The sequence below is a fragment of the Campylobacter sp. CFSAN122748 genome (assembly GCF_045277125.1).
In the GTDB taxonomy this organism is placed as follows: domain Bacteria; phylum Campylobacterota; class Campylobacteria; order Campylobacterales; family Campylobacteraceae; genus Campylobacter_D; species Campylobacter_D jejuni.
In genome coordinates, this window is the sequence record NZ_CP116953.1 from 1,033,047 (window position 1) to 1,057,145 (window position 24,099).

At 29.1% G+C, this 24,099-nt stretch carries 27 protein-coding genes; 13 read left to right on the forward strand and 14 right to left on the reverse strand.

The features are described from left to right. Positions 1-56 precede the first annotated feature (56 nt). From OT390_RS05450 to rpsR, 8 genes are all read left to right on the forward strand, one after another. Positions 57-677 carry an NAD(P)H-dependent oxidoreductase gene (locus tag OT390_RS05450; protein ID WP_002852938.1) on the forward strand — a complete coding sequence of 207 codons (621 nt, stop codon included), beginning with the start codon at positions 57-59 and terminating at the stop codon, positions 675-677. Next, positions 677-1,282 (forward strand): NAD(P)H-dependent oxidoreductase, encoded by a 606-nt coding sequence (locus OT390_RS05455; protein WP_032586321.1) that lies wholly within the window; start codon positions 677-679, stop codon positions 1,280-1,282. The genes OT390_RS05450 and OT390_RS05455 overlap by 1 nt, the downstream gene beginning before the upstream one ends. Before the next feature lie 124 nt (positions 1,283-1,406). Next, the gene (gene pgsA, locus OT390_RS05460; protein WP_002853053.1) at positions 1,407-1,943 is read left to right on the forward strand and encodes a CDP-diacylglycerol--glycerol-3-phosphate 3-phosphatidyltransferase; all 537 of its coding nucleotides are present in this window, start codon (positions 1,407-1,409) and stop codon (positions 1,941-1,943) included. Continuing rightward, on the forward strand, positions 1,940-3,046 hold the full coding sequence (gene rseP, locus OT390_RS05465; RefSeq protein WP_002852927.1) for an RIP metalloprotease RseP: 1,107 nt from the start codon (positions 1,940-1,942) through the stop codon (positions 3,044-3,046). Before pgsA ends, rseP begins: the two co-directional genes overlap by 4 nt. Then, a complete protein-coding gene (locus OT390_RS05470; protein WP_002859152.1) occupies positions 3,039-3,905 on the forward strand; it encodes a VirK family antimicrobial peptide resistance protein in 867 nt (288 codons plus the stop codon). The genes rseP and OT390_RS05470 overlap by 8 nt, the downstream gene beginning before the upstream one ends. A gap of 86 nt (positions 3,906-3,991) precedes the next feature. Next, a complete protein-coding gene (gene rpsF / locus OT390_RS05475) occupies positions 3,992-4,369 on the forward strand; it encodes a 30S ribosomal protein S6 (protein WP_002853062.1) in 378 nt (125 codons plus the stop codon). 8 nt (positions 4,370-4,377) lie between these two features. Further along, positions 4,378-4,929: a single-stranded DNA-binding protein gene (locus tag OT390_RS05480; RefSeq protein ID WP_002853013.1), complete on the forward strand. Its 552-nt coding sequence runs from the start codon at positions 4,378-4,380 to the stop codon at positions 4,927-4,929. A 10-nt stretch (positions 4,930-4,939) separates the two neighbouring features. Further along, entirely contained in the window at positions 4,940-5,200 is a 261-nt protein-coding gene (gene rpsR, locus OT390_RS05485) for a 30S ribosomal protein S18 (protein ID WP_002853032.1), read from the forward strand. Positions 5,201-5,259: 59 nt separating this feature from the next. Here rpsR and lon read toward each other — a convergent pair whose 3' ends face one another. Both lon and OT390_RS05495 read right to left on the reverse strand, forming a co-directional pair. Next, on the reverse strand, positions 5,260-7,635 hold the full coding sequence (gene lon / locus OT390_RS05490) for an endopeptidase La (protein WP_002852988.1): 2,376 nt from the start codon (positions 7,633-7,635) through the stop codon (positions 5,260-5,262). A 16-nt stretch (positions 7,636-7,651) separates the two neighbouring features. Beyond that, complete coding sequence (locus OT390_RS05495) at positions 7,652-8,299, reverse strand: outer membrane protein assembly factor BamD (protein ID WP_002852961.1); 648 nt, start codon at positions 8,297-8,299, stop codon at positions 7,652-7,654. A 158-nt stretch (positions 8,300-8,457) separates the two neighbouring features. Here OT390_RS05495 and fliW point away from each other — a divergent pair, with 158 nt between their 5' ends. From fliW to OT390_RS05520, 5 genes are read left to right on the forward strand one after another with little or no spacing between them, the layout of a single operon-like run. Then, on the forward strand, positions 8,458-8,847 hold the full coding sequence (gene fliW / locus OT390_RS05500) for a flagellar assembly protein FliW (protein ID WP_002852982.1): 390 nt from the start codon (positions 8,458-8,460) through the stop codon (positions 8,845-8,847). Then, entirely contained in the window at positions 8,847-9,578 is a 732-nt protein-coding gene (locus OT390_RS05505) for a pyrroline-5-carboxylate reductase (protein WP_002859150.1), read from the forward strand. The genes fliW and OT390_RS05505 overlap by 1 nt, the downstream gene beginning before the upstream one ends. Continuing rightward, positions 9,575-9,877, forward strand: a complete 303-nt coding sequence (locus tag OT390_RS05510; RefSeq protein ID WP_394535901.1) for a hypothetical protein — start codon at positions 9,575-9,577, stop codon at positions 9,875-9,877. The genes OT390_RS05505 and OT390_RS05510 overlap by 4 nt, the downstream gene beginning before the upstream one ends. Further along, entirely contained in the window at positions 9,874-10,536 is a 663-nt protein-coding gene (locus OT390_RS05515; RefSeq protein ID WP_002859149.1) for a hypothetical protein, read from the forward strand. The genes OT390_RS05510 and OT390_RS05515 overlap by 4 nt, the downstream gene beginning before the upstream one ends. Further along, complete coding sequence (locus OT390_RS05520) at positions 10,533-10,985, forward strand: hypothetical protein (RefSeq protein ID WP_002874062.1); 453 nt, start codon at positions 10,533-10,535, stop codon at positions 10,983-10,985. The genes OT390_RS05515 and OT390_RS05520 overlap by 4 nt, the downstream gene beginning before the upstream one ends. Here OT390_RS05520 and OT390_RS05525 read toward each other — a convergent pair. The 12 genes from OT390_RS05525 to leuS are packed head-to-tail and all read right to left on the reverse strand — an operon-like array spanning position 10,982 to position 24,092. Then, on the reverse strand, positions 10,982-11,611 hold the full coding sequence (locus OT390_RS05525; protein ID WP_002859147.1) for a uroporphyrinogen-III synthase: 630 nt from the start codon (positions 11,609-11,611) through the stop codon (positions 10,982-10,984). The genes OT390_RS05520 and OT390_RS05525 overlap by 4 nt on opposite strands. Next, positions 11,589-12,221 carry a thiamine phosphate synthase gene (gene thiE, locus OT390_RS05530; protein ID WP_002852670.1) on the reverse strand — a complete coding sequence of 211 codons (633 nt, stop codon included), beginning with the start codon at positions 12,219-12,221 and terminating at the stop codon, positions 11,589-11,591. Before thiE ends, OT390_RS05525 begins: the two co-directional genes overlap by 23 nt. Beyond that, entirely contained in the window at positions 12,211-13,023 is an 813-nt protein-coding gene (thiD, locus tag OT390_RS05535) for a bifunctional hydroxymethylpyrimidine kinase/phosphomethylpyrimidine kinase (RefSeq protein WP_002867189.1), read from the reverse strand. The genes thiE and thiD overlap by 11 nt, the downstream gene beginning before the upstream one ends. Then, complete coding sequence (locus OT390_RS05540) at positions 13,020-13,706, reverse strand: endonuclease III domain-containing protein (RefSeq protein ID WP_002852847.1); 687 nt, start codon at positions 13,704-13,706, stop codon at positions 13,020-13,022. The genes thiD and OT390_RS05540 overlap by 4 nt, the downstream gene beginning before the upstream one ends. Next, positions 13,703-14,464, reverse strand: a complete 762-nt coding sequence (locus tag OT390_RS05545) for an ATP-binding protein (RefSeq protein ID WP_002852748.1) — start codon at positions 14,462-14,464, stop codon at positions 13,703-13,705. Before OT390_RS05545 ends, OT390_RS05540 begins: the two co-directional genes overlap by 4 nt. 1 nt (position 14,465) lies before the next feature. Then, entirely contained in the window at positions 14,466-17,402 is a 2,937-nt protein-coding gene (locus OT390_RS05550; RefSeq protein WP_032586317.1) for a DEAD/DEAH box helicase, read from the reverse strand. Continuing rightward, positions 17,402-17,797 (reverse strand): polymer-forming cytoskeletal protein, encoded by a 396-nt coding sequence (locus OT390_RS05555; RefSeq protein WP_002859143.1) that lies wholly within the window; start codon positions 17,795-17,797, stop codon positions 17,402-17,404. The genes OT390_RS05550 and OT390_RS05555 overlap by 1 nt, the downstream gene beginning before the upstream one ends. Further along, on the reverse strand, positions 17,734-18,636 hold the full coding sequence (locus OT390_RS05560) for a M23 family metallopeptidase (RefSeq protein WP_002853442.1): 903 nt from the start codon (positions 18,634-18,636) through the stop codon (positions 17,734-17,736). Before OT390_RS05560 ends, OT390_RS05555 begins: the two co-directional genes overlap by 64 nt. After that, a complete protein-coding gene (locus OT390_RS05565; protein ID WP_074471048.1) occupies positions 18,623-19,807 on the reverse strand; it encodes a folylpolyglutamate synthase/dihydrofolate synthase family protein in 1,185 nt (394 codons plus the stop codon). The genes OT390_RS05560 and OT390_RS05565 overlap by 14 nt, the downstream gene beginning before the upstream one ends. After that, positions 19,773-21,170 carry a hypothetical protein gene (locus OT390_RS05570; RefSeq protein WP_032586312.1) on the reverse strand — a complete coding sequence of 466 codons (1,398 nt, stop codon included), beginning with the start codon at positions 21,168-21,170 and terminating at the stop codon, positions 19,773-19,775. Before OT390_RS05570 ends, OT390_RS05565 begins: the two co-directional genes overlap by 35 nt. Beyond that, a complete protein-coding gene (gene lptE / locus OT390_RS05575) occupies positions 21,154-21,666 on the reverse strand; it encodes an LPS assembly lipoprotein LptE (RefSeq protein ID WP_032586311.1) in 513 nt (170 codons plus the stop codon). The genes OT390_RS05570 and lptE overlap by 17 nt, the downstream gene beginning before the upstream one ends. Beyond that, positions 21,663-24,092, reverse strand: coding sequence for a leucine--tRNA ligase (gene leuS / locus OT390_RS05580; RefSeq protein WP_032586309.1), 2,430 nt, complete (start codon positions 24,090-24,092; stop codon positions 21,663-21,665). Before leuS ends, lptE begins: the two co-directional genes overlap by 4 nt. Between the last annotated feature and the right edge of the window lie 7 nt (positions 24,093-24,099).

Here is a 24,099-nt window from a genome sequence, read left to right on the forward strand (position 1 = left end):
TGATTAAGCTTTGCATTTTATAATTAATATTATTATTTTTGATTTTAAGGAATAAAATGAATTTTAAAGAACTAATTTCAAAACGCAGAGCTTGTAAACTTTTTAATGATAAAAAAATCAATGAAAAGGATTTGCATTTTATCTTAGAAAGCGGAGTCTTAGCCCCAAGCTCACATGGATTTGAGCCTTGGAAATTTGTAGTATTAGAACAAAAAGAACATAATCTTAAGCTCTCAACTCTATGTTACAATCAACAAAATGTAGCAAGTGCGAGTCATAATATTATTTTTCTAGCAAGAAAAGATCTTCAAAGCAAAGATGAATTTGCACAAAAACAAGTGCGTCGTTTCTCAGGTTCTAGCGAAGAAAATTTTCAAAAAATTTTAGAAATTTATACTCATAAAACCAATGCAATGAATGATAATGAACTCTATCATTATGCACAACTTCAATGCTATCTTGCTATGATGCAAATGTCACTAGCTGCAATGAGCTTAGGTATTGATTCTTGTATGATAGGTGGCTTTGAAAAAGCTAAGGTTGATGATTTTCTTAATTTAACTTATCCTTTTGAAACTGCTGTAATTTTATCCTTAGGATATAAAGCCCATGAACCAAAATATTCTACTCAACGCTTAAATTTTAATGAAGTCGTCGAATTTTACAAGGAAAAATAATGAAAAAAGAACTTGAAATTTTTAGTACAAGATATTCTTGTAGAAATTTTAAAAATGAAAAACTCAAAAAAGAGGATTTAAATTCTATTTTAGAAATAGCAAGATTAAGCCCAAGCTCCTTAGGACTGGAACCTTGGAAATTTATAGTAGTGCAAGATGAGAAAAGAAAAGAAGAACTTTCTAAAATTTGCAACCAGCAAAAACATGTAAAAGATTGCGCTGCGTTAATTATCATCATTTCAAGACTTGATTTTTTGGATTATTTTGAAGAAAAACTTAGAAAAAGAGATATGAGTGAAACAGAAATTCAAAAACGCTTAGATGCTTATATGCCTTTTTTAAAATCTCTAAATCAAGAAGAAAAAATATCTTATGCAAGTGAACAAGCTCATATAGCTCTAGCTAGCATACTTTACAGTGCTAATGCTTTAAATATAGCAAGCTGCACTATAGGTGGTTTTGATAAACAAAAGCTTAATTCTTATTTATCACTTGATATTCAAAAAGAAAGATCAAGTTTGGTGGTGGCTTTAGGATATTGCAACGATGAAAAAAATCCTCAAAAAAATCGTTTTAGTTTTGATGAAGTTGTAAAATTTATTTAAATTTTGCTTTTAAGCAAAATTTAAATAAAAATAAACTGATTCTTTTTTGTATTTTTACTAAGTCTTTGCTTAAATTTTATACAATTTTGATTATAATTTTACATTTAATTTCACAAGGCTTGTTATGAATTTACCCAATATCTTGGCGATTTTTAGAATGGTTTTAGCGCCTTTGCTATTTTTTTTATTAATTCATCATTTTGAAAATATTCATCAAAGTTGGATTAACTATTTTGCTGCTTTAACTTTTTCATTAGCAGCTTTAAGTGATTTTTTTGATGGATACATCGCAAGAACTTGGAAACAAACTACAAAACTGGGTGGAATCTTAGATCCATTAGCCGATAAAATGCTTGTTTTAGCAGCTTTTTTAGGGCTTTTACTTACAGGAAAAGCTAATGAATGGGTAATTTATATTATATTAGTAAGGGAATTTTTTATCACAGGTTTTAGAGTTGTAATGATTAGCGAAAATTTAAATGTCAATGCTTCTTTTGCAGGCAAACTTAAAACCGCTTTTCAAATGACTGCGATAGGATTTTTAATCATGGAGTGGATAGGCGGTGAAATTCTACTTTACATAGCTTTGATTTTAACTCTTTATTCTGGATTTGAATACATCTATACTTATATAAAAGCTCAAAAAAAAGGAGAAAAATGAGATCTTTATTATTTTTAATTGTTATTTTGATTTTGGGAATTAAATTTTATTCTATTGAATTTTTAGCAACTGTTTTAGTCATCTCATTTTTAATTTTCTTTCACGAATTAGGACATTTTTTGGCTGCAAGATCTTTGGGTGTAAAAGTTGAAGTTTTTAGTATAGGATTTGGAAAAAGTCTTATAGAGCGTGAATTTAAAGGCACAAACTATCGCTTAAGCACTTTACCACTTGGAGGATATGTTAAACTTAAAGGACAAGATGATATGCGTCCTGGTTTTGAAAATCTAGACAAAGATAGCTATAGCATTTTAAGCCCTTTAAAAAAGATTTATATTCTTTTTGCTGGACCATTTTTTAATCTAATTTTAGCTTTTTTTCTTTATATTATCATAGGAAATTTAGGTCTAAACAAACTTGCTCCGCAAATAGGAAACATAGCGCCAAACTCTGCTGCACAAGAAATAGGACTTCAAAAAAATGATACTATCTTAGAAATTAACGGTATAAGAATTCAAACCTTTGATGAAATTTCAAAGCATTTAAGTTTAGATCCTTTGAAAATATTAATCAATAGAGAAGGAAAAAATTTAGAATTTATTTTAACTCCAAAAATAGGACAAGGATACAATGACTTTGGACAAATCGTTGAAAAACCTCAACTTGGAGTCAGTCCAAATGGGACAAGCACTCTTGTAAAACACCAAGGTTTAGAAAGTTTTAAATATGCCGCACAAGAAAGTTTTCAAGCTTCTACACTCATCATCAAGGGTATTGTAAAACTCATAAGTGGTGAAGTTGAAGCAAAAAATTTAGGCGGTATTATCACCATGACTGAAATTACCTCAAAGGCTGCACAAAATAGCTTTACTTTGCTTTTATTTATCACTGCTTTAATTTCTATAAATTTAGGCATTTTAAATCTTTTACCTATTCCTATGCTTGATGGAGGACATATACTTTTTAATCTTTATGAAATGATTTTTAGACGCAAAGTTCCACAGCGTACTTTTGAATATTTAAGCTATACAGGCATGGCAATACTTTTAAGTTTAATGCTCTTTGCAACTTATAATGATATATCAAGGATTATAGGTGAATAAAAAATTTTCCTACCCTATTCCAAATTTTACTGATAGAAGAAAAAGTATAATCTTTTGGCGCTATTTGCGTTTTCAAGCAAGAAAAATTTTATATTTTCCTCAAGTAAGACTTCTAGAAAAAACGCTTAATAAAGAAAAAAATAAACATTTAAAAGACTTTTTCTCTCAAAGACCCTATGCTTGTTACAATGCTACAAGAAGATTTTGCGATAAAAGTTTTAAAGCAAATGAACGTGTTAAAACACTTATTTATGATGTTGATAAGGGACTCGCTTGTTTTAAATTTCTTCCCGAGGAACAAATAATTTTTTCTTTTGATGAAGATTTTGAGCTTTTTTTAGGATATAACTATAATGTTTGCGAAGAAGGTTTTTGGGCTTTTTCTTTAAAATTTAAAAAATATACAATCTTACAATGTAATTTTTGCTTTACTTTAGAAAACAATCTTCTACTTTCTTGTATACAAGGACATAAATACAAAGATTTTAATATTTTAGAAATTAATAAAATTTTAACTAAAAAATGTCATGGTTTGCGCCCTGTTGCTTTACTTATAGAATGCTCTAAGATGCTTTGTGAAATTTTAAAACTTCAAACTACTTTAGGTGTACATGAAAAAAATCAAATCCGTTCTCAAAAAGGAAAAGAAAAAGGCTATTTTGTAGATTATCAAAAAATTTGGCTAGAAAATGGTGGAGAATTAATAAAAATCAATAAACACAAATACTATAAACTCCACCACTCTCAAAAAAACCTAGAAGAAATCCCTTCGCAAAAACGCTCCATGTATAAAAAACGTTTTGCTATGCTTGAAGAAATCAAAACAAATTTAGATAAAACCTTAAGTATTCAAGACTAATTAAGTATATTTTGATATAATCTAGTCTTGCTTTATGCAAAATCCTTGCTCATAAAAATGGGCTTTAATATCCATAAGGAGAAAAGATGAAACATTATGAGGTTTTATTTATCTTAAAACCAACACTTACTGAAGAGGAAGTGAATGCGAAGTTGGAATTCGTTAAAGAAGTCCTAACCAAAAATAGTGCAGAAATTGAAACTGTTGTTCCAATGGGTACTAGAAAATTAGCGTATAAAATCAAAAAATACGAAAGAGGAACTTATTTTGTGATTTATTTCAAAGCTCCTACAAACTTGATCGCTGAGCTTGAAAGGGTGTTAAGAATCACTGAAGAAGTAATAAGATTTTTAATCGTAAAATATGAAAATAAAAAAGAAATTGCAGCTTGGGAAAAACTAAGCCACGGGATTAAGCAATCTAAAAAAGAAATTAAACCTTTAGATGCTCCTGAAATTCAATAAGGAAAAAGATGTTTAACAAAGTTGTTTTGGTTGGAAATCTTACACGTGATATAGAAATGCGTTATGCACAAAGCGGTAGTGCTATTGGAGCTTCCGCTATAGCAGTAACAAGAAGATTTACCGCAAATGGAGAAAAAAGAGAAGAAACTTGCTTTATTGATATAAGCTTTTATGGTCGCACCGCAGAAGTTGCAAACCAATACCTTACAAAAGGTTCAAAAGTACTCATAGAAGGACGTTTGAGATTTGAACAATGGAGTGATCAAAATGGACAAAATCGCTCTAAACATAGCATTCAAGTTGAAAATATGGAAATGCTTGGCAATTCCAATGCTCCACAACAAGGCGGAAATTTTGGCAATAATAGCTTTTCAAACAACAATTATAGTGGAAACTATGAAAATCAAAGCTATGATCCTTATATGAGTGAAAATCAAAATTTTAATAAAGCAAAAGCAAACCCTGCTCCACAAAGAAACCAAAACCCACAACACGAAGAAAAATTAAAAGAAATTGATATCGATGCTTATGATAGCGATGATACTAATTTACCATTTTAAAGGATAAACTATGGCAGAAAAAAGAAAATACTCTCGCAAATATTGCAAATACACTGAAGCAAAAGTTGAATTTATTGATTATAAAGATACAGCAATGTTAAAACATGCTTTATCTGAAAGATTTAAAATCATGCCACGCCGTTTAACAGGCACAAGCAAAAAATACCAAGAAATGGTAGAAGTTGCAATCAAACGCGCAAGACATGTAGCCCTTATCCCTTATATAGTGGATAGAAAAGAAGTAATCAATAATCCTTTTGAAGGACTATAATCTTTTAAAGCAAACTTGTAAAAAGTTTGCTTTCTTATACATTTATTCTCAAAATAAAGTTAAACCAAAGTATATTCTAAAACATCACTGAAAGTATCAACAGCAATGATTTCCATATTGTCTCTAACCTCACTAGGAATATCTTTTAAATCTCTTTCGTAATTTTTTCTTGGAATTAAAGCTGTTTTTATATCTGCTTTATAAGCTGCAATTAATTTTTCTTTTAATCCGCCTATTGGTAAAACTTTTCCTTTTAAATCTATTTCACCCGTCATTGCAACATCTGCTTTAACCTTTTTATCACTAAAAATAGAAGCAATAGCTGTGCTTATCGTAATACCTGCACTTGGGCCATCTTTTGGAGTAGCTCCATCTGGCACATGTATATGAATATTATAACTATCATAAACATTAACTTTAGGATCAATAATTATTTTTTTAGGTATTTTTATTTTTCCTTCATCGATTAAAACTTTTATCATGCTAAAAGCAATTCTAGCTGATTCTTTCATTACATCACCCAAACTTCCTGTGAGCGTTAATTCTCCTTTACCTTTAATTTTTACAGCCTCTACTTTTAAAACATCTCCACCTACGCTTGTCCAAGCCAAACCATTGACCTGACCTACTTGATTTTCTCCATTATTTTTTTCTATTTCAAAAACTTTTTTATCTAAAAATTCATTCAAATTTTTTGTATTAATAATGACTTTTTTAATATTTTCTAAAAGTAGTTTTTTAGCACTCTTACGACACAACTCTGCCACTTTGCGACGCAAATTTCTAACTCCTGATTCACGAGTATAATCGCTAATGATTAGCTCTATAGTTTCATCATCAATAAATAATTCATTGGATTTTAAGCCATGTTTTTTAAGCTCATCTGGAATTAAATATTTTTTCATTATATGAAATTTTTCACTTGGAGTATAAGAGCTAAGTTCTATAAATTCCATTCTATCTCTTAAAGGTGCAGGAATATTGCTAATATCATTTGCCGTTGCTATAAAAATGACTTTACTTAAATCAATATTAAAATTTAAATAATAATCCCTAAATTTAGAATTTTGCTCTGGATCTAAAATTTCTAAAAGCACCGCACTTGGATCGCCTCTAAAACTGCGATTTAATTTATCAATTTCATCCAATACAATTACAGGATTAATTTGTTTTGCCTCTATGAGTCCTTGAGTAATACGTCCAGGCATAGCGCCTATATAAGTTCTACGATGACCACGCAGCTCATTAACATCTTCAAGTCCACCTAAGGCTATACGAATAAGCTCTCTTTTTAAAGCTTTTGAAACAGAATTTGCCAGTGAAGTTTTACCAACGCCAGGAGGCCCATAAAGACAAAGTATAACTTTAGCACCATCTTTTTCTGCTATTTTTCTTTTTTCTAAAAGTTCCCTAACTGCAAAATATTCTTCTATGCGTTCTTTTGGTTTATTTAATGCATAATGATCATGGTTGAGCTGTTTTGAAACTTCCTTAATATCAAGTTTTTTCTTAGAAATTTTTTCAAAAGGAACATCTAATGCTGTTTCTATGTAAGTTTGAATCATCGATGCTTCGGAATTATCTTGATGAATGCGTTCGAATTTTTCAATTTGTTTTTTGATTTCTTTATAAGCGTCTTCGTGCATAAATTTCTTCTTTAACTCCAGACGCTTTTGATACTCTCTAACCTCATCTTCTTTTTGCGTATCAGAACCAAGCTCTTTTTGAATTTGTCTTAATTGTTCTTTTAAAAAATATTCTTTATTTACCTTATCAATACGAGAATGTACTTTATTTTTAATTTCTTTTTGAATTTTATTAGCTTCTATTTCTTGAGCAATTAAATCTATTAATTTTACTAATTTTTGCTCAAGATCTGTTAAAATAAAAAACTCATAAGCAACTTGTTTTTTAATACGCACAGTATTTAAAATCAAATCGCAAATCCTAGATGCATCAAAACCTTCTTCAATTGTTCTTAAAAGATCTGGAGAAAAATAATGACTAATATTTGCCAAATTTTTTACTTTCTCTTTTAAAACTTCAAGAAGTGCTTCTTTTTTAGTTCCTTCTAAAAAGTCTTCTTTTATAAGTTCTATCTTGGCTTCTAAAGGTTTATTAGAAATTTGCTCTATAATTTTACCCTTGGCATATCCTTGAAAAAGTATTTTCACTCTTCCATCAGGCAAAGGAACTTTTCGCATGATAGTCCCAATCACTCCGCAATTATAAATTTCATCAAAATTTCTTCCATTTTCCAACTTTGAAGGTGCAACAAAAAGCATGCTATCATTTTTAATCGCAAGATCTAAAGCTTTCATATTGGATGAATCGTTAATAAAAATAGGAGTTATCATAAAAGGATATAAAAATAATTCATCTTCAACCAATACTGGTAAATTTGCTGGATAATTTTGTATCTCTTCAATCTGCATTTATTTTCCTTGTTTATTAAAATCTTTCAAATATACTTCTATACCAAGGAAGCTCAGGTTTGATAATACTTTGCTGATAAAATTCACTTTCTTGAAGTCTTTGTTTATAAATTTGTGCACTTTCATCATGCCCTATGCGCTGGTATAGATTTTCTATAGTACTATTAAGATAAAAAACCGCTAAATTAAATTTTGTAAGCATTGTTTGAACCAAAGGTTCATATTCTGTATAAGGATAATCTTTCAAAAAAGTATCTATTTCTTTTTGGCTTTCAAGCATTAAAGCCTGATTACGATTTGGCACTGCAAATGCATCAAATTTTGCCTTAATTTTAAGATAACGAATATAATCAGCATTGCGTGAATTTCCAAATTTTTTATTATATTCATCTAAATAAAATTCAGCTAACTTATATTCCTCTTCATCCATATGAGCTTGTGCTAAAATAATTAAAGTAGTTTCTAATAAAGGATCGGCAACATGCTCACTTGCCATACCATTATAATGATCATCAGCTTTTTCCAAATCCTTGTCCTGCAAATCTTTAATAATTTGCTTATACCACTCACTAGCACTAAGATTGTATAAACCTTCATCATTTTTCGTACTACACGCACTAAAAAAAACACTTAAAAAAACCAATAAAAAAATACCTTTTTTCATACTTCACCTTGATTTATATTCTCAAAAATATATTTTAACGATTTTATAATTATGTTCTTCTAAAATTATAATAAAATTAATTAAATAATTTAAAATTTTGGAATGATTATTGCTTATTTTATGTTAGAATATTAAACATTATAACTTGAGGAGAAAACATGACCCTAGCTGTTAAATGCCCTATCTTAGGTTTTGAAGAAACCAAAAATATGGAATTTTCAACTATCGATGAAGTATTTGTAAGACTTAAAAGTCTTGATGGTAAAGACTTTTCTTTTGTTTTAATTAATCCTTATTTGATTAGACCTGATTATGAATTTGATATACCAACTTATTATCAAGAGCTTCTTTCTTTAACACCTGAATCTAATATGAAAATTTTTAATATAGTAGCCATAGCAAAAAGCATTGAAGAATCGACAGTGAATTTTCTAGCTCCAGTAGTCATTAATCTTGATAATAATACTATGGTACAAGTGATACTAGATACAGTTAATTATCCCGACTTTTTTCAAGCTGATCAAATTGCTAATTATATTAAAAAATAATGCTCTATATACTTGCAAATGGATCTATGGCAACAGCCTTAGCCTATGGGTTAAAAGATGATTATGAAATTTGTATAGTAGGAAGAAGTATAGAAAAACTTCAAGCCCTCGCCAAAGAAGGCTTTAAAACCTTACTTTACAAAGATTTTAACATAGAAGGTAAAGATGTTATTTTAGCATTTAAACCTTATGCTTTAGAAAATATTGCTCAAATGCTAAAAGGACAAGCACGTATCTTAATCTCTGTTTTAGCCAATGTTGATTTTGAAAAACTACAAACCATCAAAGCTCAAAATTATGTTAGAATAATACCCAATACAGCAGCTAAATACAAGGCTTCAACCACACCATATATACTTAAAAACTCTCATTTTGAAAATGAAATTTTAGACATTTTAAAAACTTTTGGCTCGGCTTATAAATTAGATAATGAAATACAAATGAATGCAGCTATGGCGATTAGCGGCTGCGCTCCTGCTTTTTTAGCACTTATAGCAGAAAGCATTGCTAATGCTGGAGTTTATGAAGGTTTGTCAAAAGAACTTAGTCTCAATCTTACGCGCTCTTTATTTAAAAGCTCTAGTGCTTTACTAGAACATGAGCATCCAGCTATTATCAAAGAAAATATTTGCTCCCCTGGCGGAGTTACAATAAAAGGCATAAAAATACTCGAACAAAAAGGAATTCGCGGAAGTTTTTTTGAAGCCATAAATGCTAGCAGCGCTAAATGAAAAAGGCTTTCATACTTATAGAAAGCATTAGTGCTATAACGATCATATCTTTAATTTTCATTGGCATTTTTTATTACTATATTCAACTTTACAAACACTATGAAAATTTAAATATTTTTGAAAGACTCTATAAACTTCAAGAAGAATTATATGAAAAGCCTATTTTTAAAACCATCATACTTCAAACTTCAGCCTTAAAACCTATAGTTTTACAAGAACAGTTTGTTAATGACGGTATATTTCAATTTCAAAAATTATACTTTCAAGATCAAAATTATAGCGTTTATTTTAAAGAATGAGCAAAGCTTTTACACTTTTTGAACTTATAATATCACTAATACTTTTTACTTTTATAACTAACTTACTTTCAAAACCTTTAATGGATTTTTATCATTTAAATTTTACTGCTTTACATACAAACAATCTTATCACTCAAGCACATTTAAACTTGCTTAAAATAGAAAAATTAATACAAAATTGTATTAATATTACATTTTCACAGAATACATTAAAATGTCTTTTAAAAGATGAGTTAATTAGCCTAAAAGATAATAAACTTTATCTTATTAATTCTGCTCTTATTTTAGAAAATAATCATACACTTTATTCACCTCATTCTGATTTTAAAACACAACTCCAAAATAGAAAAGATTTATATAACGACAATGAACATATTAGCTATGCTTATAAAATTAATAAGATTGAAAAAATATCTATCTTGGAAAATGGTATATCTGCAAATTTTACAGGTAGTTTTATTCCTTTGCAAGCTCAATTAGTTATCAAATTGCAAAATGAAGAACTTATATATGAAATAAAGCCAAAATTTAATGAACAATTAAACCAACAAGGATTAATTTCTAAAAACATAAGCTCATTTAACCTGCAAAACAATAAATTAAAAATTTGCCTAAAAAGACAAACAAAACATTGCCTTGAAAAAAGAATTTTACTGTGAAAAAAGCTTATGTTTTAATTTGGACAATTTTTTTAATACTACTAATAAGTCTATGGATGAGCTTGACCTTAAACATATCCAGCTATACTCCAAAAATAATCCAAGATAGTTATTACTACCTTCAAGCTCAAATTTTAAGTCACAATGCAACGCAATTTTCTAAATATTTTTTATATCAAGCAAAGCAAGAAAATAAAGAATGTTTAAACAATATATATTTTAATTACACAAAAGCTTTGATTAAAATAAAATATTTTTATCCTATTGCACAATGTGTTAATTTTAAATTTTCCAACTTCAATCCCGATGCAAATTTAAGCAAAGATGGTGTTATTATAGCCCACATTAGTATTGCTTTAAATCGTGATAAAAACGTCAATGATGAAATTTTACTCACAAAAAGCATTATTATTTATCCCAAAGAAAATTTTTGGAATTTAAAAAATTAAACCAAAGTCTTAGCGAGCTTAACACAGTCTAAAAGACTTTGATTTTCGCATATATAAAGATTTTTAAAATTTAAAAGCTTCTTTGCTGTGCTTTGCCCTATAACTACAACCTTATCTTCTTCTTTTAAGCTATAAAATTTTAAAAAATTTTCTACACTTAAAGGAGAGGTGAATATAAAAATAGCAGGATAGATAAGCTTTTTGTCGCCTTTTTTAAAAACATTTTCATAAACAATCATTTCATCTAAATCCACACCTACATTTTTAAGATCCAAATTTAAAGTTGAAACAATATTTTTAGCCCTTAAATACAAACATTTTTGCATTTTTAACTCCTCTTTAAATTCAAGAAAAAGATCTTTTCCATAAGCCTTTGATGGAATTTTAATCTTTTTAAAACCTAAATTTTTAGCGTATTGAGCTGTACTTTGTCCCACAGCGTATAAATTGAGTTTGAAATTTAAAGTGATTTTTGCATGTTGTAAAGCTTTTAAAGCATTTTTTGAAGTGCAGATTAAAGCATCATACAAACTCAAATCCACACTAAAATCATAAAAAACAATCTCATTTAAAATAAGATTTTCCACCCCTTCAAAAGGAGTTTCATTTAAGAGATAAATTTTCATAGATTTTACGCTTTAGCTCTTTAGCTGCCAAAAAAGCATCTTTAGCATCCATGATCGCCCTAACCACAGCCACACCGCTTAAATTTATACCCTTTAACTCAACAAGTGCTTCTTTGTCAATCCCACCTATGGCTACAACCCCTATAGGGCTTTTATCACAAATTTGACTTAAAAGCTCAAGGCTTAAAAGCGAACTTTCTTTAGTAGGCGTTGCCTTAATAGCTCCACAACCTAGATAATTTACTCCTTGTATAAACTCAAGTTGTTCTAACTTTTTAAGACTTAAGCCTATGATTTTTTCATCTCCTAAAAGCTTTCTAGCTAATTTTGCTTCTAAATCTTCCTGTCCTAAATGCACCCCATCAGCATCTAAGGCTAAAGCTATATCCACCCTATCGTTAATCAAAAAAGGTATTTTATAAGACTTGCAAAGTTTTTGCACCTTTAAGCCTAGTTTATAAAATTCTCTTGCATTAAGCTCTTTTTCACGAAGTTGTATGATACTTACTCCGCCTTTTATAGCATTTTCTAAAGTATTTAAAAAACACTCCTCGCTTTTATTTCCCTTAGTAGCAACCAAATAAAGGCTAAGATCTAATTTATTTTTCATCTAGAAACTTGAAAAAATGATTTGTAGGACCACAACCTTTTCCAAGATTAAGTGAATAATAAATCGCATTTCTTACATACTCTTTAGCTTCACTAACAGCGTGAAATAAATCCTTGCCTTTAGCTAAATTACTAGCAATAGCCGAAGAAAGCGTACAACCTGTACCGTGAGTATTTTTAGTTTCTATGCGTTCGCCTTTTAAAATATAAATTTCTTTTCCATTATAAAGCACATCATTGGCATTTGCTTCACTATGTCCGCCTTTAAGTAAAACTGCCTTAACCCCCAAGCTGCATAAATGCTTAGCTGCTTTTATCATCTGCTCTTCATTAGCGATCTTAAAACCACACAAAAACTCTGCTTCAGGAATATTAGGAGTAAGAATGTCTGCAAATTTTATTATAGTTTGTTTGAAAAAATCACAATTTTCTTGCGGCATTAAAGCATAGCCATTTTTGGCAAACATTACAGGATCAATAACTACATTTTGAGGTTTAAACTCGCTTAAATTTTTAGCTACACAGCTCATTAATTCACAAGAACCTATCATTCCGATTTTAGTTGCCTTTGGCACTATATCTTCAAACACGGCAAGCATTTGTTCATCCACGCTTTGAGTAGGTATATCGTGTACAGAAATCACCCTTGCGGTATTTTCAGCTACCACACTTAAAACCACACTCATACCAAAAAGATTGTGTGCACTAAAGGTTTTAAGATCGGCTTGTATCCCTGCTCCACCACTACAATCACTCCCTGCTATAGTTAAAACAGGTATAAGTTCACTTCCTTTTGCTTTCATAAATCTTCCTTTAAAATTTTGATCCATTCTTCACCCTTAGGGCTTAATTTTTGTCCTTTAAAACTCTGTTTTGCAAAAGCTACAATCAAAGCATGAAAAATTTGATAAAGTTCGTAAAGTTCGCATTTTTTTCCTAAAATTTTATACAAATTTTCTTGCTCACTCTCTATGTCACTTTGAAAAAATTCTCTTAATTCTTCATAATTTTCAAACTCATAACCTAAGTAAAAAGCCAAACGCAAACTATAATTATCTACAACCAAAATCTCTCTTTTGCAAAGATAGTTTAAAATACTATCAACGCTTTCAAAACCTAAACCTTTGATATTTAAAAGCCATTCTCTGCTTGCATTTGTTTTAAAATTTTCTAAATTTTCATAAGTGTTTATGATACTTTCTACCAAACCTTTTAAACGCTTAGTTTTGGTATTATAAAATCCGCTAGGCTTAATTAAAGTTGCAAGTTCTAAATTGGATAAAGTATTGATTTGTTCTAAGCTTGCAATATTTTCTTTTTTTAAATTTTCTAAAGCTTTTAAGACATTTTTCCAATTTGTATTTTGAGTTAAAACGACAGAAATTAAAAGCTCAAATTCACTCAATCCTTGATTTTCAAGCCAATCAAAATCATGATAATTTAAATCCAAATTTAAAAGCTTGGTAAAAATTTGTGCTCCAGTCATTTAAAATTCTCCTTAAAAGCTAAATAAAATTGCTTTGCGGTACGACCACTTCTACTTGCTCTTAGAGTAGCAAATTCTTTAGCTTTAGCGTGCAAAAGCTCTTTATCACAAGAATAATCTTTAAAATAAAAATCTATCATCTTTAAATACTCTTCTAAATTTCCCTGATAAAAACTTAACCACAAACCAAATCTATCACTCAAACTTAATCTTTCTTCAGCAGCATCGCTTAAATGAAGTTCTGTATGTGTGATTTGCGTATCAAGATTATCAGTAATGCTTTCACTTAATAAATGCCTACGATTTGAACTCGCATAAATAATTACATTATTTGGGGCTTTTTCTATGCTTCCCTCAAGTAAAGGTTTTAAAAATTTATAACTATCATCTCCCTTTTCAAAAGAAAAATCATCACAAAAAAGTATGAATTTAAAATTTTCTAATCTGATTTCATCGATGATATCTGCTAAGGCAAATAAATCTTCTTTATTTAATTCGACAAGTCTTAAGCCCTGTTCTTTAAATTCATTAAATATAGCTTTAATTAAACTTGATTTTCCAGTGCCCTTAGATCCCCATAAAAGTGCGTGATTTGCTCCCTTATCTTGAATGAAATTTAAAGTATTTTCATAAAGTGCTTTTTTTTGACTTTCCATACCTACTAAATCTTTTAAAGCAATAGGATCGATTTCAAAAATAGGCTTTAAATAATCTTTTCTTGCTCTATAAATTGCTGCATAAGTTTTATTCCAATCCATTTTAAGCCTTTCTTAAATGCGTTAAAATTGCCTCTAAAATATCATCATCATCTTTGCTTTTTGCCTTGATGAGTTCTTTTTCATCATTTAAAGCAGTAAATTGAATATTTTGCTCATAGTTACTAATGCTTTTAAATTTATTTAAAGCTAAAATTTTAATAGTAATCAAAGATAAAAATTGCTTAGTATAAATGTCAAGTTTTCCAAAGCGATCTTCAATTTCACCTTCGATCTCATAAACCTCATGAACTTGCTCACACTTGCTAAGTCTTCTATAAAGTTCTAATCTTAAGCGATCTTCGCTGATAAGTTCGCTGTTTAAAAAGGCATTAACATTGAGTTTTAAATCAAGTTTATTTTCTTTTTGATCCACTTCATTTTTACTTAAAGCATTAAGTTCATCTTCTAACATTTTAAGATATAAACTATATCCAATTTGCTCAATATGTCCACTTTGATCTACGCCTAATAAATTTCCACCGCCACGAATTTCAAGATCATGATAAGCCAAAATAGAACCTGCGCCTAAAAAAGAATTACTTTCTAAGGAAACTAGACGCTTTAAAGCATCTTTTGTAATAACATTTTTATCTTCAATTAAAAAATAACAATAACCTTGCTTATCACTTCTTCCTACACGCCCACGCAATTGATGCAAATCAGCCATGCCAAAACGATCGCTTTTTTCTACTATGATAGTATTTGCATTTGGTAAATCAATCCCACTTTCTACGATAGAGGTACTTAAAAGCAAATCATATTCTTTGTTTTCAAATTTCAACATTTCTTCTTCTTGCATCTTGGCATCGATTTTAGAATGTAAAATCAAAATACGCAAAGTAGAAAAAAGTTCTAATAAATGCTTTTTACATTGCTCTATACTTGCAATATGATTATGAATATAAAAAATTTGCCCACCACGTCTTAACTCTCTTGCTATAGCTTCTTTTAAAAGTGCGTCATCATTTTCTTTGACAAAAGTTCTTACATCCATTCTATCTTCTGGTGGAGTTTGCAAAACACTATAAGATTTTATAGAACTTAAAGCTTGATTTAAGCTTCTTGGTATAGGGGTTGCTGACATGGATAAAATATGTGAATTTTGAGTGATTTCTTTAAGCTTTTCTTTTTGCTTCACTCCAAATTTATGCTCTTCATCAATAATAACAAGGGCTAAATTTTCACATTCTACACTTAAAAGTGCATGAGTTCCTACAACTACACAAGCTTTATTTTCTTTTAAATTTTGTAAAACTTGTTTTTTTTCTGCACTACTTGTAAAGCGATCCAGTTTAAAAACCTTTATATCAAAAGGATCAAAACGCTTTTTTAAGGTTTTATAATGCTGATGAGAAAGCAAAGTCGTAGGCGCAAATAAAAATGCGCAAAATCCACTTTTAACTACTGGATAAATAGCATTCATAGCGACTTCTGTTTTTCCAAAACCCACATCACCGCTTAAAAGCCTATCCATGACTTTTCCACTTTGAAAATCTTGCAAAATTTCATGACAGGCTTTATCTTGATCGCTTGTATAAATAAAACCCGCACTAGCTATAAAATCAGTCTGTCTATTTAAATCCACTGTAATTTTTTTTGCTTGCACCAAAGATCTTTTAGCCGCCATAATAACAATTTCAGAAGCTATGGCTAAAAGTTTAGTCTTTAATTTTTCTTTAAGTTTAATAAAGCTTGTTTTACCTAGTTTATCTAAGCTTGGAATAGATCCACTCACGCCCAAATATTTATCAATCAAATAAAGATTTTCCACTGGTAATAAAAGCTTATCAGAATTTTGATACTCTATAGCAACAAACTCTTTTTTTGCTCCGCTTATCACTATCATCTCAAGACCTAAAAATTTACCTATCCCATAATCTTCGTGTACTATATAATCCCCATTTTTAAGCTCATCTATAATCAAACTAGCTTTTTTTCTTGTTTTTTGTTTTTCTTTTTGATTTAAAGAAATAATTAGCTCTTCAGGACTAATAAGATTAAGCCTTAAATCACTTTTTACAAAATGGATATTTTGAGTATCTTCAAGCTCTAAAGCTTTAAATAAAGCTTCGTTTTTAGCTAAAAGTGTGATTTTTTTATTTTTATGAAATTCAAAAAAATCTTTATTGTAAGAACTTTGCAATTCTTTAAATTTTTTAGCTTGAGGTAAAATTTTTGCATTCACAAAACTTATATCTTTTTCATATTCATTAATATCAAACTTTTCACAAGCTAAAAAATCAAGCTCCAAATAATCAAAAAAATCATCAATACACCAAAAGCCTAAAGAATTGATATCATGTATTAAAGTATCGCTTTGAAAATCTTCTAATTTGTCCTTAAAAATTTCATAATTTTCTTTGTCAAAATATTTTAAAAAAGGACAAATTTCAAAATGTTCTAGTTCGTTAGGAATAGACTTTTGACTTTGCAAATCAAAATATCTTATACTTTCAATCTCTTCGCCAAAAAGTAAAATTCTAATAGGATTTTCTTCATTGATACAAAAAATATCAATAATATCCGCACGAATTGAAATTTCACCTTTATCCTGAACTATATCTACAAATTCGTATCCCAATCTTGAAATTTCATCTTCAAAACATTTCAAATCAAAATTTTGTTTTTTATCGATATGATAATTTTGTAAATGTTTTTTTGAAGGAAGTTTTTTTAAAACAGTATTTAAAGGAGAAATAAGGATTTTTTTTTCTTCTTCTTTATGATAAGCATTTAAAATCTTACAAAGATCAAAAAGTTCTTTAGAAAAAACCCTTAAATCATCTCCAAACTGCGCTCTAAAATCAGGTAAAACAAAGGTTTTTAAACCCTTAAATCGTGAAACTTGAGCGAGTAAATCTGCTTGTTTTTCATCTTTGCAAAGAAAAAGTTCACAAATTTTTGGATTTTGTAAGTATTCATAAAATGAAGCTTGCATTATTCTTCGTTGTTATTTTCAATAAGTTTGATAGTATCTTCTTTAATTTTACTAGTTCCATTAAAGCGACCGCCATTTTCTATAGAAATTTTTTGCGTTGAAATATCACCATTAACAACTCCGCCCGCTAAAATTTCTAAACTATTAGCCTCAAGTTGCCCTTCAAAACACCCATTTACTACAATTTTATCTGCTTGTAATTCACCTTTTAAATTTCCATTTTTTCCGATAACCACAATGCTTTCAGAATGGATAATGCCACTTAACTCTCCATCAACATGGAGCATAGAAGCAAAATAAAATTTACCCTCAATTCTCGCACCTGAAGAAATTACTGTTGTTTCTGAGCTAGAGCTGGATGTTGGGCTGATACCGCCTTTATTAAAGATTGCCATGGAACTCTCCTTTCTTGATTAAAAAAATCATTCATATTTTTTCTTTGCAAATTTAAAAAATACAAAGGTTCTAAAGTTTTATTAATAAACCTTACCTCATAGTGCAAATGCGGCCCCGTAGAAAGACCTGTATTACCACTATAACCTATCAACTGCCCTTTATTAACAAATTGACCTGCTTTGACCACTTCTTTGCGCATCATATGAGCAAATACTGTTTTAAAACCAAAATTATGCAATAAAATTACATTATAGCCATAGCCATTATCACTATAACCTGAAAATTCCACTACTCCACTTGCTGGTGCATAAATAGGGGTACCAATTTCTGCTCTTAAATCAATACCAGGATGAAATTCCCTTCTTTTTAAAAGCGGATGCTCTCTCCAGCCAAAATTTCCTGTAATGCCTTTATTTTCAATAGGCCATCCATTAGGAATTTGTCCCAAAATTCCAAGTTGCTGCTCATTGGTAAGCTGAAGATTATCAAGTCTTGCACTAATTGTAAGATTATTTTCTACTTCTAAGCCCAAAGCCTCTTCAAAAGAAGCTATTTTATCTTCTATAGCTGCATACTGCTGAGTTTTTTCTTCTATGCTTTTTTGCATTTGCGAATTAGATAATTCCAATTCTTTGCTTTTTTTCAAAAGCTCCTCACGCTTTTCACTGATATCGCTAAGTTTGCTATCGAGATATTTGATATAAAAACCACTAAAAACTAAAAATAAAACAATAAAAGCAATAGTATAAAAAACTATTTTTTTGATTATTTGATTTAAATAAAAATGTCTTGAACCGTTAATATCTGTAATGGTAATAGTGAATTTATTTTTTACCACACCACTCCTTTAAAAAATTTTCTACCAGCATAAAAGAACCAAAAACTAGATTTTTTTTATTCTCTTCTAATTTTACAAATTCTTTGCATTGTATACCTAGCTTTGATGCAATACTATAAATTTCATCATCGGCCAGCTTTCGTTCTGCACTTTTATATTTATATATTTGTATTGTATCAATAATAGGCTTTAATGTATTTAAAATTTGAAAAATATCCTTATCCAAATAAGCATTATAAATAAGATTTATTTTTTCTCCTTGAAATTTATCAAGCATAGCCTTAGCAGCCATGGGATTATGACCCACATCAACAAAAAAATTTGGAGAAATTTCTTGGCATCTTCCTTGTAAATTTAACTCTTGTAACTTTTTTAAAGCTTCTAAGGTTTTTTCTTGCGAAGTTAAAATTTCACAAGCCTTTAATGCAAGCTTTAAATTATGCTTTAAAAAACAAGGTAAAACAAACTTTTCACAATAAATCTCAAATTTTTCTTTCAAAAAAGGATTTAAAGAAGAAACTTGCAAATTAGCTTTTTTTAAAAAAGCAATTTTTTTTGCTAAATTTAAAACATTTTGCTCTTGCTCATCACTTATAAGTGCTATAGGCGCCATAACTTTAAGCTTGGTTCTTGCAATATCTTCTAAAGAATTGCCCAAAATTTGAATATGGTCAAATCCAATTCTTGTAAAAATATTCATTCTTCTTTCAAAAACAGAAGTAGCATCATATTCTCCACCCACTCCTGCTTCTAAAACAATAAAATCACATTTTTGAAATAAAATCATAGCTAAAAAAGTAGCATATTCAAAATAACTTAATTTTTGCAAGTCTTGTTTAAAAATTTCTTCAAGTCTTATATGAGTTTGTTCTAATTCTTCATCATTTGCAATCTTACCATCAAGATAAAATCTTTCATTAAAACTGAAAATGTGCGGACTAGTATAATGCCCTATTTTATAATTTAAATTTTCTAAAAGTTGGGTTAAATATCTACCCGTGCTACCTTTACCATTTGTGCCTATAAGTTGGATTATGGGAGTATTTTTAAAATATTTCTTATATTTTTCATACATTCTAAACATCAAAAAACGATCAATTTTATCGTAATTTATACTTTTTTGAGCTAAAAAATTCTCAACTTTCATTATATTGTTCATTAACCGCTGCAATTTGCTTTATTAACTCATCTAAAATATTAATACTTGGCTTACTTTGCTTATCAAGATAAGCCACGTGAATTTTAGGAGTTATAATATCTTGCTTATAAATAAATCTAAAATTTTCTATAGTTTTAAGATTTGTATTTACAAGCTGTGTAATTTCATCTTTGCTTTTTCCTGGCGAAACAATCAAATAACTCTTTTCATCTATCATCCACAATTCATCAAATTCGCTACAAGAATCTTTTAAAATTTTTTTAAATCGAACAAAAATTTCATTCAAACTTCCCATACCGTATTTTTCCATAATGAAACGGTAATTTACTATAGAAAATAAAGCTAAAGAATAATTAACTTTATACTTATTAAAATTTTCATCCATTTTATCAAGCTCTTTAAGAACACTCCAAGCCTCTCTCTCTTCTAAGCTTTGCGTGAATTCAATTTGATTATTTAAAGATGTAATTTTTTCTCCAAGTTGTTTAAATTTTAGTTTTAAATCCTCAAAACTAAGTTTTACTTCCCCATTTTCATCTGGTTTTAAAGTATTGATAAAATCCATATTTTTTTCATTCGATTTATTAAGTAAGACAAGCAATTCATAGATTTTTTTTAGATTATCATTAAAAAAATTTAAATTTTTTTGGACATACATATTATCAACCATTATACGATGATTTATAAATTCCATTAGTTCATTTTTAAAATTTTCTTCGCCTATTACAAAAGGCTTTTGTGTTAAATTTTGTATAAAACCTTGAATTTTTAAATCTTCTACCAATGAAGGATTTAAACCCAAGCATAATAATTCACTAAAGTGCTCATAACTACGCTCTTCAAGTTTAACTAAGAGTTTTTTAATCACGCTATCATAATCATCATATTTACTAATACCATATTTGCGAGCTTGTTCTTCTAAGTCATTTTCATCGTAATTTCTTTCAAGCTCTTTCCATTTTTTAGTAAGCAAGTAAATACTTTCACTATCCATAGTTTTAGAAATTCTAATCGAAGTCACCTTAGCCAAATCTCTTATCTTTTTATCCTTACTTATTTGCAAAGTTTTAGATATGGTATATAAAAAATCAAAAAATTCACTAAATTGTTTTCCGCTTTGTCTATTTAAAACAGAAATTAAAAAACTAATTAGTTCTTCTAAACTTCTTATAGTTTTAGAATTTAATTCTTGTTGATAAATCGGTAAAAGCAAGGTTTTGTATTTATCAAGTTTAGCCTTATTTGAACTTGTAATACCATATTTTAAAGATAATTCTTCAAAAATTTCCGTATAATTTTCAGGAGTTGGTTTTAGTTTTCTTTCTTTTAATGCAATTAAAGTTTGCTTTGCTATTTCATTAGTATTTGAAATCACGTTTTTGTCCTTTAATAGCAATTACGGAAATAAACTCATCAAATGCCTCGCTTGAAGCTGCTCGAATAGCCTCATACCTTGCAGAATCACTAATAATACTATTTGGAGAAATTTCAAAATTATAACTTCCACTTGTACTAAAAGCCTGACTTGAACCATCTTTAAAGACAACATTAAAATCTAAATTTAATTTAGCTTTATAACTAATAACATAGCCATTTTTATCATAAGCTAAAGGAATAAATTCTAAATTATTCATTTTAACATTGATTACATCATCAGCTTCATGTTTTAAAGCAAGTTTACGCCCTAATTTTGAAATTACCATTTCTTTTAAAGTATCGGCAACATAGATACTATTTTTTGGGTCTTGTTGACTTAATTCAACATTAACATAAACCTTCTCATCGAAAATATTATTAGCGATTTTTGATGTAGGAACATATCCACAAGCACCTAAAAATAAACCTATGCAAAAAATTAAAATCTTTTTCATTTAATCACTAGATTAACTAGCTTTCCTTCCACATAAATTTCTTTAACTATACTCTTACCTTCAAACCATTTAGCAGTATTTTCTTTTGCAAAAGCTAAAATTTCTTCTTTACTCGCACTACTTGAAATTTCAAATTCAGCCCTTTTTTTACCATTAATACTTACAGCTAAATTTAAAGTATCTTTTACAAAAACCTCTTCCTTAAGTTCTAATTTTTTGAAATTTTTACATTTAAAAAGCTCCTCGCTAAGCTCAAAACAAACATGAGGAATAATAGGCTCTAAAATATTTAAAATAATATAAAAAGCCTCTTGCTCCAAAGCTTCATTTTTACAAAGCGCTAAAGCATTTAAAGCTTCCATGCAAGCTGCAATTAAAGTATTAAAAGCAAAACTTTGATGATAAACTTCAAAAGATTTTTTCAAAGCTTCATATACCTTTAATCTTGCATATTTTTCTTCTTTATTTAAATTTTCTTGTTTTAATTCTACAAGCTCACCTTTTTTAACATTTTGCGCCCTATCATAGAGTTTACAAATAAATCTATAAGCCCCTTCAACCGCATCATCATTCCATTCAAGCTCTTTAGCCGGAGGCGCAGCAAAAAGTATAAAAAGTCTTGCGGTATCAGCACCGTATTTTTCTATAATCTCATCAGGATCTACAACATTGCCTTTTGATTTTGACATTTTAGCTCCATCTTTTAACACCATACCCTGAGTTAAAAGTCTATCAAAAGGTTCATTTTGTGTTAAATAACCCAAGTCTCTTAAAGCTTTTTGGAAAAATCTCGCATAAAGCAAATGCAAGATTGCATGTTCAATACCACCTACATATTGATCCACACTCATCCAATACTTTACACTTTTTTCATCTAAAGCTTTTTCCTGCCAAGTTTTCTCATCACTTGCAAAACGTGCAAAATACCAAGAACTTTCAAAAAAAGTATCTAAAGTATCACTTTCTTTTTGAGCCTCTTTGCCACATTTGGGACAAATACAATTTTTCCAAGTTGGATGTTTATCAAGTGGATTACCCTCACCTGTAATTTGCACATCTTCAGGTAGGGTAATAGGTAAATTTTCTAGTTTTTGAGGTACTATACCACAAATTTGACATTTAATCATAGGAATAGGCGCACCCCAATATCTTTGGCGTGAAACACCCCAATCACGAATTTTAAAATTTACAACCCTTTTTCCTATATTTTTAGCTTCAAACTGAGAAATAATTTTTAATCTTGCCTCATTACAATCAAGATTATCAAATTCTTGACTATGGATTAACTTTCCTGATTTTTGCGTATAAGGTAAATTTTCTTGAGTTTGAATAACTTGTTTGATAGCAAGATTATATTTTGTTGCAAATTCAAAATCTCTTTCATCATGAGCTGGAACAGCCATAACCGCTCCGCTACCATAATCAGCCAAGACAAAATTAGCCACCCATAAAGGAATTTTTTCTCCGCTTAAAGGATGAATGGCATAAATTCCTAAAAAATAACCTTCTTTTTCAGAACTTTGTCTTTCTCTTGGGCTTTGATTTTGAATAACTTTGATTTTATTTAATACATCTTGATTTAATAAATTTTGTGAAAGCAAATTTTGAACAATCTTATGTTCTGGAGCTAAAGCGATATACGAAACTCCATAAATTGTATCTGCTCTTGTAGTAAAAACTTCTAAAGAACTTTCTTTGGTTTTTTGCTTGCTTTCTTCGTCTAAATTTAAAGAAAATTCCAAACCTTCGCTTTTACCAATCCAATTTTCTTGCATAGTTAAAACTTGATTAGGCCATTTATCTTTTAATTCTTCTAAATCTTTTAAAAGTTCCTCAGCATAAGCAGTGATTTTTACATAATAACCTGGCATTTTTTTCTGCACTACTTCATGACCACAACGCCAACATTTTCCGTCTTCAACTTGCTCATTAGCCAAAACCGTTTGATCTTGTTCACACCAATTTACATTTGCTTCTTTAGTGTAAATCAAACCTTTTTCAAACATCTTAATAAAAAATTCTTGCTCAAATTTTGTATAAAGTGGATCTGAAGTAGCAAGCATTCTTTTTTTAGAAAAAGAAAAACCTAAAGAAAAAAGTTCTTTTTTCATATAAGCTATATTTTCATAAGTCCATGACTTAGGATGAATTTTATGTTTAATAGCTGCATTTTCAGCAGGCATACCAAAACTATCAAAACCTATAGGATGTAAAACATTAAAACCTATCTTGCGATAATATCTTGCTAAAACATCACCTATAGTATAATTTCTTACATGCCCCATGTGAATGCGTCCGCTAGGATAAGGAAACATCGATAAAATATATTTTTTAGGCAAATTTAAATCATCTTTTGGCTCAAAATATTCATTTTCATCCCAAATTTTTTGCCATTTTTTTTCTATTAAACTTGCTTCATAAGCCATAAATTCT